General features: G+C 63.1%; 12 protein-coding genes. 8 read left to right on the top strand and 4 right to left on the bottom strand.

Going from position 1 to position 15,528, the window contains the following annotated elements:
- Positions 1 to 110 precede the first annotated feature (110 nt).
- Positions 111 to 2,453, top strand: coding sequence for a putative bifunctional diguanylate cyclase/phosphodiesterase (locus AC3EMP_RS05985; RefSeq protein WP_031196397.1), 2,343 nt, complete (start codon positions 111 to 113; stop codon positions 2,451 to 2,453).
- Between the two features lie 167 nt (positions 2,454 to 2,620).
- On the top strand, positions 2,621 to 3,388 hold the full coding sequence (locus tag AC3EMP_RS05980) for an N-acyl amino acid synthase FeeM domain-containing protein (protein WP_023695933.1): 768 nt from the start codon (positions 2,621 to 2,623) through the stop codon (positions 3,386 to 3,388).
- Here AC3EMP_RS05980 and AC3EMP_RS05975 read toward each other — a convergent pair.
- On the bottom strand, positions 3,363 to 3,494 hold the full coding sequence (locus AC3EMP_RS05975; RefSeq protein WP_280793507.1) for a hypothetical protein: 132 nt from the start codon (positions 3,492 to 3,494) through the stop codon (positions 3,363 to 3,365). The two genes, AC3EMP_RS05980 and AC3EMP_RS05975, sit on opposite strands and share 26 nt — an antisense overlap.
- Between AC3EMP_RS05975 and AC3EMP_RS05970 the strand changes: the two genes are divergently transcribed.
- From AC3EMP_RS05970 to AC3EMP_RS05950, 5 genes are all read left to right on the top strand, one after another.
- Positions 3,493 to 3,642, top strand: a complete 150-nt coding sequence (locus AC3EMP_RS05970) for a DUF3096 domain-containing protein (protein ID WP_023671341.1) — start codon at positions 3,493 to 3,495, stop codon at positions 3,640 to 3,642. The genes AC3EMP_RS05975 and AC3EMP_RS05970 overlap by 2 nt on opposite strands.
- Positions 3,643 to 3,807: 165 nt before the next feature.
- Positions 3,808 to 4,032, top strand: a complete 225-nt coding sequence (locus AC3EMP_RS05965) for an aa3-type cytochrome c oxidase subunit IV (protein ID WP_023671340.1) — start codon at positions 3,808 to 3,810, stop codon at positions 4,030 to 4,032.
- 83 nt (positions 4,033 to 4,115) lie between these two features.
- Positions 4,116 to 5,393, top strand: coding sequence for a Re/Si-specific NAD(P)(+) transhydrogenase subunit alpha (locus tag AC3EMP_RS05960; protein ID WP_023695932.1), 1,278 nt, complete (start codon positions 4,116 to 4,118; stop codon positions 5,391 to 5,393).
- Complete coding sequence (locus tag AC3EMP_RS05955; RefSeq protein WP_032891560.1) at positions 5,393 to 5,818, top strand: NAD(P) transhydrogenase subunit alpha part 2; 426 nt, start codon at positions 5,393 to 5,395, stop codon at positions 5,816 to 5,818. Before AC3EMP_RS05960 ends, AC3EMP_RS05955 begins: the two co-directional genes overlap by 1 nt.
- A gap of 6 nt (positions 5,819 to 5,824) precedes the next feature.
- On the top strand, positions 5,825 to 7,222 hold the full coding sequence (locus AC3EMP_RS05950) for an NAD(P)(+) transhydrogenase (Re/Si-specific) subunit beta (protein ID WP_023671337.1): 1,398 nt from the start codon (positions 5,825 to 5,827) through the stop codon (positions 7,220 to 7,222).
- A 92-nt stretch (positions 7,223 to 7,314) separates the two neighbouring features.
- Here AC3EMP_RS05950 and AC3EMP_RS05945 read toward each other — a convergent pair whose 3' ends face one another.
- Entirely contained in the window at positions 7,315 to 8,232 is a 918-nt protein-coding gene (locus tag AC3EMP_RS05945; RefSeq protein ID WP_023695930.1) for a membrane protein, read from the bottom strand.
- A 331-nt stretch (positions 8,233 to 8,563) separates the two neighbouring features.
- Between AC3EMP_RS05945 and AC3EMP_RS05940 the strand changes: the two genes are divergently transcribed.
- Positions 8,564 to 10,006 carry a hypothetical protein gene (locus AC3EMP_RS05940; RefSeq protein ID WP_023736882.1) on the top strand — a complete coding sequence of 481 codons (1,443 nt, stop codon included), beginning with the start codon at positions 8,564 to 8,566 and terminating at the stop codon, positions 10,004 to 10,006.
- Positions 10,007 to 10,237: 231 nt separating this feature from the next.
- Here AC3EMP_RS05940 and gyrB read toward each other — a convergent pair whose 3' ends face one another.
- Together gyrB and AC3EMP_RS05930 are read right to left on the bottom strand one after the other, a co-directional pair.
- Positions 10,238 to 12,709, bottom strand: coding sequence for a DNA topoisomerase (ATP-hydrolyzing) subunit B (gyrB, locus tag AC3EMP_RS05935; RefSeq protein ID WP_023671333.1), 2,472 nt, complete (start codon positions 12,707 to 12,709; stop codon positions 10,238 to 10,240).
- A gap of 145 nt (positions 12,710 to 12,854) precedes the next feature.
- The gene (locus AC3EMP_RS05930; RefSeq protein ID WP_352594995.1) at positions 12,855 to 15,485 is read right to left on the bottom strand and encodes a caspase family protein; all 2,631 of its coding nucleotides are present in this window, start codon (positions 15,483 to 15,485) and stop codon (positions 12,855 to 12,857) included.
- Positions 15,486 to 15,528: the final 43 nt, after the last annotated feature.

Below are 15,528 nucleotides of genomic sequence, written 5' to 3'. Positions count from 1 at the left end.
GATACGCCTTGTTTACCTGAACACGAATTTTCGCGGTTTACGCCGATGGAGCCGACTTGACGCCAGGCGTCGGAACGGCATCTCTAAACCTTTCTTAAGGCGAATGTGACATGACTGCGGTTCGTGCGACACCGCAGGCCATGCAAGAAAACAAAGCCGCAGAGATAGGTGAGGACGTCTATGCTGGGTTCGTGCGATCGTTGTTCAACGATCCCGGGATCCTGCTGATTGGCGCATTTTGCCATGGCCTCATCGGCATTCTGGTTTATTTTACCTCGGGGCATCCGGCCTATCTTGCATTGGCCGCGCTTATGCTTGCGGCGGGGCTTTACCGTTACTACGGCATCCGCAAAGGCCTGCGCATAGGCAGTTTCGAAACTTATGAACAAGCCAAGAAGTGGGAACGCTACTACCTGGTTGGCGGCACCATCCAGGCTTTCTTCATGGGGCTTTTCTGCTTCACCTCAATCTATCTCATTCCCGATGTCTTCGGGGAAAGTGCCGCCATCGCCGTCATAATGGGCTCGACGGTGACCATTGTCGGCCGCAATTACGGCTCCAAGACCATGGTTGCGGTGCAGGCCTTCACGGTCGTGCTGCCGATCGCGGTCGGGCTGATGCTCAAGGGACATCTCGGCGATTTCATCCTCGGCCTCTACATAGTGCCGTTCATCTTCATCATCACCCGGATGGCCAGCCACGTCCGCACCGTGCTGTTCAACGCCATTTCGGAGCGCAAGACGGCCGCCAGGCTCGCCGAGCGCTTCAACCGCGCGCTCAACACCATGTCGCATGGCCTGGTCATGCTCGGCCCCGACGGCAAGGTCGTGGTCGGCAATGCCGAAGCCGCGCATCTGATGTCGCTGCGCTCGCCCGACCAGCTGCTCGGGCGGTCGATCCATTCGCTGCTCCTGCGCGGCGTTGCGGGCGGCATGCTGGCGCCGAAAGACTGTCGTTATGTCGAAGCGCAGCTGACGCGCGCCTTGCGCGAGGGCCGCGACCGCAAGGTGCTGGTCTCCTTCTCCAATGGCCAGCACTATGAGTTCTCGGCCCGCGAAGGCAATCAGGATCTCGGTGTCATCACCTTCGAGGACGTCACCGCCCGCGTCGAGGCTGAGGAAAAAATCCGCTTCATGGCGCGCTATGACAGCCTTACCGGCCTGCCGAACCGCGCGTATTTCCATGAGCTGGTCGGTGAAGCCATGGCGTCGGGCAGCCGCGACCGCCTGTGCGCCCTGGCGGTGCTCGATCTCGACGATTTCAAGAGCGTCAACGACACCCTCGGCCATCCGGTCGGCGACGGACTTATCTATGCCGTTGCCGAGCGACTGGCGGCCGTCGCCGGGCAAGGCGTCAATGTCAGCCGCTTCGGCGGCGACGAGTTCATGATCTTCTTCGACCGCGTCGAGGATGAAAGCCATCTGACGGGCCTGCTCGACCAGATCTTTGCCGATCTGCAGGGCGAGGTCGACGTCGCAGGCCACGGTCTGCGCATCCAGGCAAGCGCGGGCGCCGTGCTGTCCAGGGTCGACGACACCGATGTCGACGCCATGATCGTCAAGGCCGATCTGGCGCTCTACAAGGCCAAGGAACTCGGCAAGAACAACTGGCGGCTGTTCGAGGCAGCGATGGATGCGGCGTTCCGCAACCGCCAGCTGATGAAGGCCGATCTGCGCACGGCGGTCGAAGGCAAGGCGCTGCGGGTGGTCTATCAGCCGATCGTGGCGATGAACACCATGCGCATCGCCAGTTGCGAGGCGCTGTGCCGCTGGGATCATCCCGATCTCGGGCCGGTTTCGCCCAGCATCTTCATTCCGCTGGCCGAAGAAATGGGCATCATTTCCGAGATCAGCACTTTTGTGCTCGCGGCTGCCTGCGCCGAATGCGCTAAATGGCCCGCACAGACCAGCGTCTCGGTCAACCTTTCGGCCAAGGATTTCCGCAACCGCGACGTTGTCCAGAAGGTTCGCGACGCGCTTGCCACTTCGGGGCTCGCCGCCGGCCGCCTCGAGATCGAAGTCACCGAAACCGCACTGCTCGACGACAAATCGCTAACGCGCCAGTATATCGAGGAACTTAAGCAGCTTGGCGTGCGCATTGCGCTCGACGATTTCGGCACCGGCTATTCAAGCCTGAGCTACCTCCACAAGCTGCCGCTCGACAAGATCAAGATCGACCGTTCGTTCCTGATGGACGTGACCCAGAACAAGCGTTCGCTCGACTTGTTGAAGGGCATCGTCGACCTGACCCGCGTGCTCGGGCTGACCGTCACCATCGAAGGTGTGGAAACCTTCGAACAGCTGAAGATCCTGGTGCATTCGGTCAAGCCGGACCTCGTCCAGGGCTTCCTGTTTGGCGCAGCACTCAGTGCCTCGGGCATAGAGACCATGTCCAACGTGACCTGGCCTTTCGCCGCCGAGCTGCGGCCGGCGGCAAAACTCGCCACGCCCTGACCCGTCATTAAATTGCGCTTGAAAAGCCCGTCTAAAAAGCGTTGTATTGTCTAGGCGTTAACTGATTGTTAAGGTTAATGATCGGTAAACACAGACGATTAGAGTTTCATCTTCTTGTTCCTTCGGTCGTCCGGTATTGTTCTCCTGCGGCGGTACGAGGGGAAGTAATGGACACGCATCAGTCAGGTGTGCTTTCGGGTGCGGCAGTCAAATCCGGCCCGCCTTCCTTGTTCGCCCGCAACGTCCTCGACGTCCTCGAGCGTGTCGAATACCGGCGCTGCGAAAGCGGCGAGGATCTCGAAGCGGTCTACCGGCTGCGCTACAAGGCCTTTCATACACACGGCCTGCTTGACACCATTACCGAACAGAAGCTCGTCGATCCCCTTGACGAAGTGCGCAATTGCTACTGTTTCGGCGTCTTCATGGATGGCGAGCTGGTCAGCACCGTCAGGCTCCACCATTTGACCCGTGAGACCCCCGAAGCGCCGATCATGACCGTTTTCGGCGACCGGCTGCTGCTGCGGCTGGCGCGCGGTGAAACCTTCATCGACCCGAGCCGGTTGGCGATCGATCCGCAAATGTCGTCGGCCAACCGCGCCCTGCCCTATGTCACGCTGCGGCTCGCGGTTATCGCCAACACCTTCTTCAACGCCACCAGCTGCATTTCGATGATCCGCGAGGAGCACACGGCCTTCTACCATCGCATCTTCGGATCGGTGCAGGTCGGCGAGCCGCGCCTCTACCCGCCCTTCACCATGCCGATCTTCTTCTATGAATCGATCTGCGAGCAGAACATGGCCCCGACGCTGGAGCGCTTTCCCTTCTTCCAGTCGACGGCGCTGGAGCGGCGTATGCTGTTTGCCAAGGCGCCGGCCGGCGAGCTCGCGCCGCTGACCATCCTGCCCACCGCTAAATATTTTCGCGAAGCAGCGTAATGTCGGCAAAGCCGGCGCACTTTAGCGCCCGGTGCGAGGAGCTTTCCGGCCGCTTCGGCGTTCTGGACGTCACGACGCCGACGCGGCCATAGAAAGGAACCGACATGCATATTCCCGAGCTAGCACTGACCCCGCTGATCTCGCTGATTGCCGGCGTGCTGATCCTGGTGATGCCGCGGCTGCTCAACTACATCGTCGCGCTCTATCTGATCGTCATTGGGCTGCTCGGGCTGTTTCCGCATCTAGCCGGTTGAAACGCAAAATCCTCAACCTTCGACGCCAGGCCGGCGACAAGCCCATACCGCCGGCTTTCAACATTCCTTTGAGGCTGTTGTCACTGGTCGTGCGGCAATAGCGCCATTGCTCTTGGCCCGGCTTTTCGCTATGTGCCTCAAAGATGTCTTCGAAGGGGTATTCCTATGGCTGATCACACGCCGACCGGTCCTGTCGAACTGGGCGCGAAGATGGACTATGCCGAACATGACCGCACCTATCATGGCTTTCTGGCGCTGGCCAAATACGGCTCGCTGTTCTGCGGCGCCCTGCTCCTGGCCATGGCTTTCGGCTTCTTCGCAGGCGGCTTCTTCTCCGCGACCATCCTGTTCGTGCTGATCCTCGCCCTCGGCGCCTTCATTCTCCGATAGTCTATACAGACCCCTTGCCAGGGCGTAGCCGGATATCCGGCCGCACTCTTGCGCAAACAGGTTCCAGCCGAAAGGATCATGCGGTGGGACAGACGGTTTTCATCCCTCGCGAGCTCGATGCCAGCGAGCCTCGTGTCGCGGCCTCGCCCGATACCGTGAAGCGGCTGGCGGCGCTGGGCTTCGACGTCACCGTCGAGACGGGCGCCGGCACCAAGTCGCGCATTCCCGATGAGGAGTTCGCCAAGGCGGGTGCCGCGATCGGCAAGGCTTCGGATGCGAGCCGGGCGGATGTGGTGCTGAAGGTGCGCCGGCCGACCGACGCCGAGCTGAAGGGCTACAAATCGGGTGCGGCGGTCATCGCCATCATGGATCCCTACGGCAATGATGCCGCGGTCGCGGCGCTTGCCGAGGCTGGGGTCACCGCCTTCTCGATGGAATTCATGCCGCGCATCACCCGCGCCCAGTCGATGGATGTGCTGTCGTCGCAGGCCAATCTCGCCGGCTACCAGGCCGTGATTGACGGCGCATCGGAGTATGACCGCGCGCTGCCGATGATGATGACTGCGGCCGGCACCGTGCCGGCGGCGAAGATCTTCATCATGGGCGTCGGCGTTGCCGGCCTGCAGGCGATCGCCACGGCGCGCCGTCTCGGCGCTGTCGTCACCGCCACGGACGTTCGTCCCGCCGCCAAGGAACAGGTGGCGTCGCTTGGCGCAAAGTTCCTCGCCGTCGAGGACGAGGAGTTCAAGGCGGCCGAGACCGCCGGCGGCTACGCCAAGGAAATGTCGAAGGAGTACCAGGCGAAGCAGGCAGCGCTCACCGCTGAGCACATCGCCAAGCAGGACATCGTCATCACCACGGCGCTGATCCCCGGCCGGCCGGCGCCGAAGCTGGTGTCGGCGGCGATGGTCGCCTCGATGAAGCCGGGTTCGGTGATCGTCGACCTCGCCGTCGAGCGCGGCGGCAATGTCGAAGGCGCGGTTGCGGGTCAGGTGGTGACGACGGCCAACAACGTTAAGATCGTCGGCCACCTCAACGTGCCCGGCCGCGTCGCCGCATCGGCCTCGCTGCTCTACGCCAGGAACCTGTTCGCCTTCCTCGAGACGCTGGTCGACAAGACCAGCAAGACGCTCGCCATCAACCGCGAAGACGATCTGGTTAAGGCGACGATGCTGACCGACGCTGGCCGCGTGGTGCATCCGGCCTTCGCCAAGGCGGCGGAACAGCCCCATATCGAACCGGCGGCCATTCCGGCCGAGACCATGGTGGCTGATGCCACGCCGAAGAAGGCTGCACCGAAAAAGGCGTCCGACAAAGCCACTGCCGGCAAGTCCGCCGCCAAGCCGAAGGGGATCGCGTGATGGATCAGACCTTGCAGAAAGCCCTCGATCAGCTCGACCAGGCAAGTGCCGCCGTCCGGCTGGCTGTGCAGAACCTGGCCAACGCGCCCGGTGGCGTCGATGCGGCGGGCGATGCCGCGCACGCACTGTCCGGCGGCGCCATCGATCCCTTCGTCTTCCGCTTCGCCATCTTCGTACTTGCGATCTTCGTCGGATACTACGTCGTCTGGTCGGTGACGCCGGCGCTGCACACGCCGCTGATGGCGGTCACCAACGCCATCTCCTCGGTCATCGTCGTCGGCGCGCTGCTGGCCGTCGGCATCTCGGCCTCCGGCATTGCCACCGGCTTCGGCTTCGTCGCGCTGATGCTGGTCTCAGTCAACATCTTTGGCGGCTTCCTGGTCACCCAGCGCATGCTGGCCATGTACAAGAAGAAGGACCGGTAGAGAGCCATGAACGCCAACTTCGCGTCCTTCCTCTACCTGGTCTCCGGCGTCCTGTTCATCATGGCGCTGCGCGGCCTGTCGCATCCGACCACCAGCCGCCAAGGCAATCTCTACGGCATGATCGGCATGGGCATTGCCATTGCCACCACGCTGGCGCTGGCGACTCCGTCCGCCGGGCGCTTCGGCCTGATCGTGCTTGGTCTGGCCATCGGCGGCGGCGTCGGCGCCGTTACAGCGCGCCGCATCGCCATGACGTCGATGCCGCAGCTGGTCGCCGCCTTCCACTCGCTGGTCGGCCTTGCCGCCGTCATGGTAGCGGCAGCCGCCATCTACGCGCCGGAAAGTTTCGGCATCGGCACCAATGGCGACATCCACGCCCAGGCGCTGATCGAGATGAGCCTTGGCGTTGCCATCGGCGCCATCACTTTCACCGGCTCCGTCATCGCCTTCCTCAAGCTCGATGGCCGCATGTCGGGCAAGCCGATCATGATCGGCGGCCGTCACATCATCAACGCGGTCCTCGGCATCGCGCTGATCGTGCTGATCGTGCTTCTGGTCACCACCGAGGCCAAGCTGGTGTTCTGGCTGATCGTCGCGGCGTCGCTGGCGCTCGGCGTCCTCTTGATCATCCCGATCGGCGGCGCCGACATGCCGGTCGTCGTCTCGATGCTGAATTCTTATTCCGGCTGGGCCGCCGCGGCACTCGGCTTCACGCTTGGCAATCTGGCGTTGATCATCACCGGCGCGCTGGTCGGCTCGTCCGGCGCCATCCTGTCCTACATCATGTGCAAGGGCATGAACCGGTCGTTCATCTCGGTCATCCTCGGCGGCTTCGGCGGCGAGACCGCGGCGGTTGCCGATGACGGCATCGAACGCACGGTCAAGCAGGGCTCGGCCGACGACGCTGCCTATCTGATGATGAACGCACAGAAGGTCATCATCGTGCCGGGCTACGGCATGGCGGTCGCTCAGGCCCAGCACGCGCTGCGCGAAATGGCCGACAAGCTCAAGGCCAATGGCGTGGATGTCAAATACGCCATCCACCCCGTGGCCGGCCGCATGCCCGGCCACATGAACGTGCTGCTCGCCGAAGCCAATGTTCCCTATGACGAAGTGTTCGAACTGGAAGACATCAACTCCGAGTTCGCGCAGGCCGATGTCGCCTATGTCATCGGCGCCAACGACGTCACCAATCCGTCCGCCCGCGACGACAAGTCGTCGCCGATCTACGGCATGCCGATCCTCGACGTCGACAAGGCCCGCACCTGCCTGTTCGTCAAGCGCTCGCTCGGCTCCGGCTATGCCGGCATCGACAACACGCTGTTCTACAAGGACGGCACCATGATGCTGCTCGGCGACGCCAAGAAGATGACCGAGGAAATCGTCAAGGCCATGGATCACTGATCCCGCTGCAACCTTCCACTGGAAGGTTGTCGGTCCATCATCGGAAACAAAAAAGCCCGGTTCGACCGGGCTTTTCTATGTTGAAGACCGGTTCAGCGGCTGGTCAGGAAAACCGCTTCCTCGTCGTCGCGCTGCCTGCCGCCCAGTGCTGCCGCAGCGCTGGCGATGAAGGCGCCGATAACCAGCGACAGGGCGCCAAGCAGTGCGAAGGTGGCGCTGCCTTTCCGGGCGGCGTCGGCGGCCTGCTTGGCCTTGACCTTGGCGTCCTCGACCCTGGCCACCAGGGCGTCGACACGCGCCTTGGCGTCAGCCTCGGAAAGCCCGGTGCGGGCGGCGACGAGCTGCGACAGATAGGTCTTGTCGTCAGCCGAAATTTCGCCTGCCGCCGCACTGGCGATGAGGATGCGCGAAGCCTGCCCGGCCGCAGCCGCATCGCTGTCCGGATTGGCCGCCGCGAGCCTGGCGGCATCAGCCGGACGGAACAGCGTATCCACAAGATAGGACGTTGCATTGTCGGCCGGTGCGCTGCCGGCATTGGCGGACGCGCCGGCCGAAGCACCCATGGCGGCGCCTGAGGCAACAGTAGAAGCCGCCTGCACGCCTGAACCAAGCACTGCCGACAGCGCCGACCCGAGAATGCCGACGACCAGCAATGTCGCCAGCGCCCAGGCGAGGAGGCCGTGCGCGGTGTCACGGAAATAGACCTCGTCGGTGTGGATGCCGACCCATTTGGTGCGCAGGCGTCCGGCAAGATAGCCACCGACCCCGGAGGACAGCCATTGCACGATGATGAGCCAGATGGCGCCGGACACCGCGAAGGTGGTCAGCGAGGCACTGGCGCCGGACCACGGCGAGACCATGGTCAGCCCCAGCCCCGAACCGAGCAGCATGAGGATGAAGGTCAGCGTCGAGGCCGCGAAGGCGCCGGCGATGATCGGACCCCAGCTGACGGCCGGGGCGGAGGATTCTGTTGAGGCGGATACGTCGACAGCCGATACGGTGGACTGCATCGACGCCTCCTACCGTACGAACAGCATGATGAGAATGATGATCGGGATCGGAATACCGAGCAACCAGAGCAAAATACCGCGTCCCATAAAGAGCCTCCCTGCGAGAAATTGATCGATGTCGTCACAATGTTCCTGAGCGATTTCCGTTCCGAAGGGCAATGAAATGATTTGCTTGCCGGGAACGGAACCATTTTCCGCGCGGCCCGAGGCACGACTGCGAAACTGTGGATTGGTTCACGGAGTTCCACATGGGCTGCCGTGTATTGTTGGCTCGGTGAGCCGGGGGTAGCATGAGCGATCCCGCCGTCGGATGTCGTCAACGGAGACGCTGATGCCCAAGACTGTCGCATCGCTGGCTTACAAAAAGGCGCAGCCCGGCCAGGCGGTGGTGATCGTGCACGGCATGGGCGAGCAGCGGCCGATGGGTACGCTGAGGGGATTCGTCCAGGCGGTCTGGAGCAGCGATCCCACCCGTGCTCCACCCTACGCCCAGATTCCCGATCCGGCCGTTTCCGGCGCCACGATCAACCAGAGCTGGATCACGCCCGACAGCCGGACCAAGTCACACGAGCTGCGCCGCATCACCACGCCCTACGACGTCGATGGCCGCCGTACCGATTTCTACGAGCTTTATTGGGCCGACATCACGCAAGGCACGACGCGCGGCCGGCTGGCCGCCTGGGTTACGAACCTGTTGTGGCGCAAGCCCGCCGACATTCCGCTCGACGCCCGCAAGCTTTACGTCGCCACACTTCTGATCGTTATCGTCATTCTGGGCGCAGCACTCGTGCTGGCAACATCGGTCTGGCAACAGGCCGTTACCTTGACGACCGGCCTGATGATCACCACCCTCGCTTCTTTTGTCATCTGGGCGGTGGATCAGTTCGCCCTGCCCTATTTCGGTGACGTCGCCGCTTATGTGCGCGCCGAGGCGGCGACGATCGAGAAGCGTGCGCTGATCCGCGACCGCGGCCTGACGTTGCTCAAGACGCTGATGAAGGACGATGCTTACGACCGCATCGTGCTAGTCTCGCACAGCCTGGGGTCGATCATCGCCTATGATTTGCTGCAGATCCTGTGGGCCGAGTTCCGGCCGCGAAGGCTGGAAGCGGTCCGCGACAAGGCCAAACTGGCGGCGGTCGAGGCCATCGACAAGGCAACGCTCGGCTCTGATGGGTCAGCGTGGCCAAAGAACCTTGAAGACCTCGCCGGGTTCCGGCGCGGCCAATGGGCGCTCTACCAGCAGCTTCGGGCCAAGGACGCCGACCACCCGCTGCCCTGGAAGATCAGCGATTTCGTCACGCTTGGCAGTCCGCTCTCCCACAGCGAATTCCTGGTGACCTACAATCTCGCGGAATTCAGGCGTGGCCTTGCCGAGCGCCTGTTCTCGGCTTGCCCGCCGATTGCCGATGACGGGCGCCCCGGCGGCACCGTGCTTTACCGGGAAGGACACAGCCAAGGCAAGGCGCAGCGCGCGGTGCATCATGGCGCGGTGTTTGCGGCAACGCGCTGGACGAACGTCTACGACCGCGGCAATGGCTGGGCGACAGGCGATCCGATTTCCGGTCCGATGACGGAAAACTTCGGCCCCGGTGTGGAGAACATCCAGATCGAGCTTCGCAGCTCACTTGGCCGTATCTTCACCCACACGCTTTATTGGTCATCGACGGCAAACGGCGTCGAAATCGCCCTGCCGGCGGGCACCGCGCCGCGCTCGCATCTGCAAGTGCTGCGCGACGCGGTGGACCTCGGGCGAAAGCTGGAACCGAGTTGAGTGGAGATTGACTGAAGCCCCTCAACTTCGTCATCCTAGGGCGAAGCAGGAGCGAAGCTCCGTCGCGAAGACCCTGGGATCCATTCCGTGACCTCGGTCGAATGATGCAGCGGCGTAGAATTCTGCACCGTTTTCAAGGCCTTAACCTCACGGCATGGATCCTAGGGTCTGCGCTGCGTCGCTGCGCTCCTTGCTCCGCCCTAGGATGACGAAGCGATGGGCGCGCAGCCATCAAATGTCCAGATTGGCCACCGACAGCGCATTGTCCTGGATGAATTCGCGCCGCGGCTCGACCTCGTCGCCCATCAGCCGCGAGAACAAGCTGTCAGCATCGGTTGCGTCATTCACCTTGACCTGCAGCAGCGAGCGCACATTCGGGTCGAGCGTGGTTTCCCAGAGCTGCTCGGCATTCATCTCGCCGAGGCCCTTGTAGCGCTGCATGGTCAGGCCCTTGCGGCCGGTCGCAAACACCGCGTTGAGCAGCGCCAGCGGCCCCGAAATGGTTTCGGAGACATCCTTGCGGCGCAGCACCGGCGGCTCGCCATAGACTTCCATGAGGCGCGGGGCATAGCGGTCGAGCTGGCGTGCGTCGGCCGAATTTATCAGCCCGGCATCGAGCTGCGCGAATTCCTTGACGCTGCGCACCGTGCGTTCGAACACGTAGCCGCCGACGCCTTCATTGGAGGTCGACAGCCGGCCGGTCCAGCCGCGCTCGGTGTCTTCGGCAATGATGTCGAGGCGCTGGGCGACGCGCTCGGCCATGGCGTTGGCGCGGCCGAGATCGTTCAACACGTCGGCATTGAGCGCGCCGGCGATCGCCGCCTGTTCGACCACGCCCCTGTTGTAGCGCGTGTGCAGCCCGTTGATGAGCTGGCGCACGGCCAGTGCATCGTCGATCGAGCCGCGCAGATCCTGTCCGGCCCGCGCTTCGCCGGAGGCAAGCGTCAGCGACGCCTCCTCCAGCCCGGAGCCGATCAGGAACTCCTCGAAGGCGCTCTCGTCCTTGATGTATTGCGAGCTTTTTCCGCGCGTCACTTTGTAGAGCGGCGGCTGGGCGATGTAGAGATGGCCGCGCTCGATCAGCTCCGGCATCTGGCGGAAGAAGAAGGTGAGCAGCAAGGTCCTGATATGGGCGCCGTCGACGTCGGCGTCGGTCATCAGGATGATCTTGTGGTAGCGCAATTTGTCGGCGTTGAACTCGTCCTTGCCGATCGAGGTGCCGAGCGCGGTGATCAGCGTGCCGATCATCTCGGAGCCGAGCATGCGGTCGAAGCGGGCGCGCTCGACATTGAGGATCTTGCCGCGCAACGGAAGGATCGCCTGGTTCTGGCGCGAACGGCCGCCCTTGGCCGAGCCGCCGGCGGAATCACCCTCAACGATGAAGATTTCGGATTTCGCCGGGTCGCGTTCCTGGCAGTCGGCAAGCTTGCCGGGCAGAGAGGTGACGCCGAGCGAGCTTTTGCGGGTGATGTCGCGGGCCTTGCGCGCGGCTTCGCGCGCCGCAGCCGCCTGGATCACCTTGTCGATGACCACCTTGCCCTCGGTCGGGTGTTCTTCCAGCCAGGTGCCAAGCGCCTCGTTGACCAGGCCTTCGACCACCGGGCGGACTTCCGACGAGACCAGCTTGTCCTTGGTCTGCGAGGAGAATTTCGGGTCGGGAACCTTGACCGACAGCACCGCCGTCAGGCCTTCGCGGCAGTCGTCGCCGATCAGCGCCACCTTTTCCTTCTTGGTCAGGCCCGACGATTCGCCATAGCCGGTGATCTGGCGCGTCAGCGCGCCACGGAAGCCGGCCAGATGGGTGCCGCCATCGCGCTGCGGGATGTTGTTGGTGAAGGCCAGCACGTTCTCGTGGTAGCTGTCGTTCCACCACATCGCCACTTCGACGGTAATGCCGTCGCGCTCGGCCTTAATGGCGATCGGCTTGTCGATCAGCGGTTTCTTGACCCGGTCGAGATATTTGACGAACTCTTCCAGGCCGCCATCATAGTGCAGTTCGTGGCGCACGAGATCGGCATGGCGGGCATCGGTCAAGATGATGCGTACGCCGGAATTCAGGAAGGCGAGTTCGCGCAGCCGGTGCTCCAGCGTGCCGAAGTCGAACTCGACCATGGTGAAGGTTTCGGACGACGGAAAGAAGGTGATCTCGGAACCGCTGCGGCCCTCATAGGTGCCGGGCTGCTTGTTCTGCTCATAGCTGCCGGTGGCCTTGAGCGGCGCATCGGCATTGCCATGCGTGAAGCTCATCTCGAAAATCTGGCCGTTGCGGCGGATTTTCAGCTTCAGCCAGGCCGACAACGCGTTGACCACCGAGACGCCGACGCCGTGCAGGCCGCCAGACACCTTGTAGGAATTCTGGTCGAATTTGCCGCCGGCATGCAGCTGCGTCATGATCACTTCGGCCGCCGAAATGCCTTCGCCAGTGTGAATATCGGTCGGAATCCCGCGGCCATTGTCGATAACGGTGACCGAACCGTCGGGATTAAGCGTCACCGTGACGAGATCGGCATGGCCGGCCAGCGCCTCGTCGATGGCGTTGTCGACCACCTCATAGACCATGTGATGCAGGCCCGAGCCGTCGTCGGTATCGCCGATATACATGCCCGGCCGCTTGCGGACAGCGTCCAACCCCTTCAAAACTTTGATGGAATCGGCGCCGTATTCGGCCTCAGCGCCGTTGGCGTTGTCGCTTTGATCGCTCATGAAAACCTGTCTGATTGCTGCCGCATGCTCAGCGCGAAAAAATGGCTTCGAATCACGCCGCTTTGATGTCCTAGATATAGGCGCAAAAGGCGGTTTTTCCAAGGTTTGCGGGCATTTCAGGGCTGAATCCCGAGCTGGCAGCCGGCTATTTTTTCGCGGCTTTCAATTTGGCCAGAAGACCGCGCAGATATTTGATCGTGGGTTTGTCCCTCGGCGCCAGTTTGCCTGTGCGGTCAAGCTCCAGCGTCAGGTCTAGCGCCTGCGACAACACAGCCTTCGGATTCTTCGCCACATAGGCATAGTTGATGTAGGCCTGTACCAGATCGAATTGCCAGATCGCATTGTCCGGATCGGACAGGGCCAACCGCTGGCGGATGGCCAGGCTGGCTTCGAAGGCCTTCTTCGAGCCCTCATAGTGGCGCTGCTTGGTCTCCAGCAGGCCTATTTCCTCGAACGTGATCGACAGGTCGCGCTGCCAGTCGGAATTGCCCGGGTCGAGATTTGCCAACCGGTCGGCAATGACGAGACTGTCCTGGTAGTTCTGCAAAGCACCGGCGATATCGCCCTGGGCATCAAACACGCCGGCAATTTTTTCCAGACAGACCGACAGGTCGCGCTGCCAATCGGTGTTGCCTGGGTCGCTGGCGGCAAGGTCTCGCGCCGTGGCCAGCGCCTGCTGGTAGGCCTCCAACGCGAGTGGCCAGTCCTTCTGGTCGCCGTAAGCATTGCCGATCTTGGCGTAACCGACCGACAGGTCGCGCTTCAAATCGGTGTCGTTTGAGTCGCGGCGCACCAGCGCTTCGGCGATTATTTGGCTCTTGTTGTAGGCGTCGAGCGCGCCCGCAGCGTCGCCACGCTCGCGCAGGACGTCGCCGATCCTTGTGTAGCTGACGGAGACGGCGCGCTGATGCCTGGGGTCGTCGGGGTTGTTCTGCGCCAGCGCCAGCCGAATTCTCAGGCTCTCTTCGAATGCAGTCTGGGCGCCATCCAGCTGGCCGGCGGTACGGGCAAGACCGCCGATTTCGTCGTAGGTAATGGTCAGGTCGCGCAGCAGATAGACGCTGTTCGGCTCGGCATCGGCCAATTGCTGCTTGATGGACAGGCTTTGCTGGTAGGCCTGGGCTGCCGCACCCAGGTCGCCTTGCGTGGCCAGCACATTGCCGATCTTGTCATTGGCCATGGCGAGATCGCCGAGCCAGTCCTTCTTGTCCGGCACGTCTGTGGTCAGGCCCTGCAACATGTCCCTGGCCGCCTCATAGTTTTGCAGGGAGGCCGGCAGATCGCCTTGCGCCATCTTGATGTTGGCGAACTTGATATGGCCGATGGCCAGGTCGCGCTTGACGCTCGGATCGGTTTCCTGGCGCGCTCGCTGCTCAAGATTGGCGACCAGCGCCGCAAAGGCGCGGCCGGCGGCGTCGGTGTTGCCGACCGTTGTGTAGAGGATGCCGAGCTCTTCCAGCGTGCGGCTTTGGCGGTCGGCCTGTTCCAGGCTGAGCGAGGTCTGCCCGGCTTCGCCATAGAGCGCCAGCACCGTTTCATAGTCCTTGATGGCGGTTGCATAGTCCAGGGTGGCACGCGCCGCGCCGCCCGAGAGAAATCGCGTCGCGGCTTCGGACAGGGTGCGGCTGACGAAATTGGCCTTCAACGCCTGGCGCGAGACATTGTCGACGTCGGCGGCCTTGGCGAGGATCACGCGTGCGCCATCGAAAGCGCCGAGCGCCAACTGTTCCTCGGCCTGGCGGCGCAGTTCGGTCACCTGCGGGTCGTCGGCGGCCAGCGTCTTCATCTCGCCGCGCACCTTGACGAAGGCGTCGGCCGCCTCGCGCAGCTTGGCGTCCAGGCTTTCGCCGGAGAGATGGCTGGTGTCGGAACTGATCAGCGCGCCATAGAGCGGCGCCAGCGGCATGTCGGCATCGCTGGCGACCCGTTCGACCGCGCCGCGCATTTCCGGCGTCACATCGGCCATGGCAAGCAACAGCCGCTCGCGCTCCGGCAGTTGTTCCTTGGCCGCCGAGGCGAAGAACAGCTTCGGCAGCCCGCTTTCGACGTAGGGCAGCTGTTTTCCGCGCGAAAGGTCGTAGACCTCCTGCTGCACCAGCGTCAGCACCGAGCGGATTTCGAGCCCGTCGGTGCCGAGGTATTTGATCAGCGCCGCTGTAAAGGGCGAATTCGCACCGGTACCGTCGGCAGCCGCCTCGCCGGGCGCCGCCGAAAAGGCGAACAGGATGTTTTCCGCCTTGCCGACGCGTCCGAGGCCCGGCTTGATCTTGTCCACAAGGTCCTTGATCAGCGATGTGGCGCCACGCCCGTCGCCGTTGCCGCCTGTGAACGGATCGCTGCGGCAGGCGTCGAGCACGATCAGCCCGACCTTCGCCGTGGCGGCAACCGCATCGCGCACTTCCTCCAGCGGCAGGCTGGTCTTCTCCAGCTGGTCGAGCGAGGAGGCATCGGCATCGACCGGCAGAAGACGGTTGTCGCCGGAGATTTCGACGCCATGGCCGGAGAAATACACCAGCGCCACGTCGGCGCCCATGGCGTCCTCGCGAAAATCGTCGAGAGCCCGGCGCATGCGCCTGAGATCACGATTGGTCTCGACCACGACCTCGAAGCCGAGCTTCTTCAGCGCCACTTCCATCACCTCGCCGTCATTGACAGGATTGGCCAGCGGCCGCACCAGCCGGTAGTCGTCCTCGGCAATGACCAACGCCACGCGCCGCTCCGCCACCGCTGTGGCGGTGGTCGCAAGCATCAACAGCAAGGCAAACAACAGGCGCAAATCGAACCGCCCCCGGCTCAGTCACCTGCCGACCATTCCACCT

The organism is Mesorhizobium sp. P160219, from assembly GCF_057786095.1.
The sequence above is the reverse complement of the archived record's forward strand: the minus strand, read 5'-3'. Positions and strand labels throughout refer to the sequence as shown.

Coding starts and splice junctions, on each gene's coding strand:
- AC3EMP_RS05965 (WP_023671340.1), top strand. CDS start 3,808: ATGGCTGATCACACGCCGACCGGTCCTGTCGAACTGGGCGCGAAGATG.
- AC3EMP_RS05975 (WP_280793507.1), bottom strand. CDS start 3,494: ATGTCGGTTCCTTTCTATGGCCGCGTCGGCGTCGTGACGTCCAGAACG.
- gyrB (WP_023671333.1), bottom strand. CDS start 12,709: ATGAGCGATCAAAGCGACAACGCCAACGGCGCTGAGGCCGAATACGGC.
- AC3EMP_RS05980 (WP_023695933.1), top strand. CDS start 2,621: ATGGACACGCATCAGTCAGGTGTGCTTTCGGGTGCGGCAGTCAAATCC.
- AC3EMP_RS05945 (WP_023695930.1), bottom strand. CDS start 8,232: ATGCAGTCCACCGTATCGGCTGTCGACGTATCCGCCTCAACAGAATCC.
- AC3EMP_RS05955 (WP_032891560.1), top strand. CDS start 5,393: ATGGATCAGACCTTGCAGAAAGCCCTCGATCAGCTCGACCAGGCAAGT.
- AC3EMP_RS05940 (WP_023736882.1), top strand. CDS start 8,564: ATGCCCAAGACTGTCGCATCGCTGGCTTACAAAAAGGCGCAGCCCGGC.
- AC3EMP_RS05970 (WP_023671341.1), top strand. CDS start 3,493: ATGCATATTCCCGAGCTAGCACTGACCCCGCTGATCTCGCTGATTGCC.
- AC3EMP_RS05950 (WP_023671337.1), top strand. CDS start 5,825: ATGAACGCCAACTTCGCGTCCTTCCTCTACCTGGTCTCCGGCGTCCTG.
- AC3EMP_RS05985 (WP_031196397.1), top strand. CDS start 111: ATGACTGCGGTTCGTGCGACACCGCAGGCCATGCAAGAAAACAAAGCC.